The sequence below is a fragment of the Megasphaera sp. DJF_B143 genome (genome assembly GCF_900320625.1).
In the GTDB taxonomy this organism is placed as follows: Bacteria; Bacillota; Negativicutes; order Veillonellales; family Megasphaeraceae; genus Megasphaera; species Megasphaera hexanoica.
On record NZ_ONTA01000209.1, the window covers coordinates 1 to 2,202 of the forward strand.

The following is a 2,202-nucleotide window of genomic DNA, read 5'->3' on the forward strand; positions in this document are numbered from 1 at the left end:
GGTTCAGCGGCCTGCACCAGCACACTGGACAAACAACAAACGCTCAGAATCTGCAATACTTTTCTCATCCATGTTTTCTTCATCATCAGATGTCCCTCCTGACTTTCGCATTACAATAACGGCTCAAAACCCTGCCTGTTCCAATTCTTCCTTCATAGCCCGGCGGGTTGTATAGGTCTGTTTCCAATCACGGGCCAGATTGCGTACGATTTCTTCTCTTCCCGGATACTGGCAGATTTTCTTTAAGTATTGGATACAATTGCGATACTGACTGCGATGGCGGGAATCAGGCATGAGTGCTTTTACGTACCAGACATACCTATCCCGTATTTTCTCCTCATAATGTGGCCGCAGTAGTCCACAAATCCCTCCCGCTCATACGACCGGCACAGAGCCTTTGCCTGGCGGAGAAGTTTTTGCATCTCTTTTTTGGAAAGCATGCCTTTAGAATAGGTTAAAACGAGAGACTGCTGCTTTTCCGGATCACGTTCCAGTAATTGAAACAGCAATGACCGCACCTCTTGTTCCGGCATATATTGCAGGATATCCTTCCACGTCCGTTCCCGGCCATCCGTTTCCGGCTCTTCCTGCAGCTGTCCATCCTCCAAAGCCAGCAATACCGCTACCATATGCTTGCAATGTTCTCCCTTCGCAGCATACGGGCAGGTGCAGGTCATATTATAGACAGCATCCGCTTTGACATATAGCGTCACCGTATACGTCTCAGAGCCATCTACGGCCGCCGTAATCTTATTTCCTGTCCTTTCTATATCATGTACAGCCTCATCTTCATAATACACCAGACCCCGTTCATAGATTCTGTCTGAAAATAGCTGCTGACAGTCTCCCAGTTCCAATTTTGCCAAAATTGTCATCTCCATTCCCTTAGCCATTTTTTTCATTATACCATGGTCTCCCCTGCCAGCATCATATTTTTGTCTGGATTTTCCAAAAAGGCTTCACCCGTTGCAAATGCAACTGCTTTGTAACGCCTTCCCAATTATACTAGTCTTGTAAGAACGATGAACCAAGTCAGATTTCAATAGCTACATAAAAGGAGACGATAGACATGGGAAAAAAACTGACAGATAAAGTAACCTGGGTAGGGAAAATCGATTGGGAACTGAACGAATTTCATGGACATGAATATTCTACAGAAAAGGGATCTTCCTACAACTCGTACCTGATCCGCGATACAAAGACTGTTTTGATGGATACCGTATGGAAACCCTTCGATGAAGAATTTGTCGCTAACTTAAAGCGCGAAATCGACCTCAAGGACATCGACTATATCGTCATGAACCATAATGAAAACGATCACAGCGGCGCCCTGCCGGCCCTGATGCGTGAAATCCCGGACACGCCGATTTACTGCACGAAGAAAGGGGAAGCCATCCTGCGCGGCCTGTATCACCAGGACTGGAACTTCGTCAATGTCAAGACCGGCGATACGCTGAACCTCGGAAGCAGCCAGCTCGTCTTCATCGAAGCACCGATGCTGCACTGGCCCGATACGATGTTCACCTATATGACCGGTGAAAACATCCTCTTCAGCAATGACGGATTCGGCCAGCACTATGCCAGCGAAAAGATGTACAATGACTGCGTCGATCAGGCTGAACTCTATCAGGAAGCCATGAAGTACTATGCCAACATCCTGAACCTGTACAGCCCCATGGTCACCCGCAAAATCGATGAAATCCTGAACATGAATGTCCCCGTATCGATGATCTGCCCCAGCCACGGCGTCATCTGGCGTGATAACCCGATGCGGATTGTTGCCAAATACCAGGAATGGGCAAAAGCGTACCAGGAAAACCAGATTACCATCATCTATGACACCATGTGGAACTCGACACGCCGTATGGCTGAATGCATTGCCGAAGGCCTGCGCGAAGCCGATCCGACAGTGACAGTAAAGCTTTTCAATTCCGCAGTGGATGACAAGAACGACATCGTAACAGAAGTCTTCAAATCCAAAGCTATCCTCGTCGGTTCGCCTACTATCAATTATGGCTATCTCTTCTCCATCGGCGGCATTATGGAAATGATCCGTGGCTTGAAATTCAAGAATAAGAAAGCCGCTGCCTTCGGCAGCTATGGCTGGAGCGGCGAAGCAGTCAAACAGATTACAGCCCTTCTGCAGGGAGCCGGTTTCGATGTCGTAAATGATGGGCTCCGCTGCCAGTGGAATCCGGACCA

3 protein-coding genes are annotated in these 2,202 nt (G+C 48.1%); 1 reads left to right on the top strand and 2 read right to left on the bottom strand.

Annotation, left to right across the window (positions count from 1 at the left end):
• Nucleotides 1-123: 123 nt before the first annotated feature.
• The gene (locus DBO31_RS09305) at nucleotides 124-294 is read right to left on the bottom strand and encodes a hypothetical protein (protein WP_159897791.1); all 171 of its coding nucleotides are present in this window, start codon (nucleotides 292-294) and stop codon (nucleotides 124-126) included.
• A gap of 8 nt (nucleotides 295-302) precedes the next feature.
• Nucleotides 303-866: an SWIM zinc finger domain-containing protein gene (locus DBO31_RS06395; RefSeq protein WP_159897793.1), complete on the bottom strand. Its 564-nt coding sequence runs from the start codon at nucleotides 864-866 to the stop codon at nucleotides 303-305.
• Nucleotides 867-1,069: 203 nt separating this feature from the next.
• Between DBO31_RS06395 and DBO31_RS06400 the strand changes: the two genes are divergently transcribed.
• A partial coding sequence (locus tag DBO31_RS06400; RefSeq protein ID WP_150824729.1) for an anaerobic nitric oxide reductase flavorubredoxin occupies nucleotides 1,070-2,202 on the top strand: 1,133 nt, incomplete at its 3' end.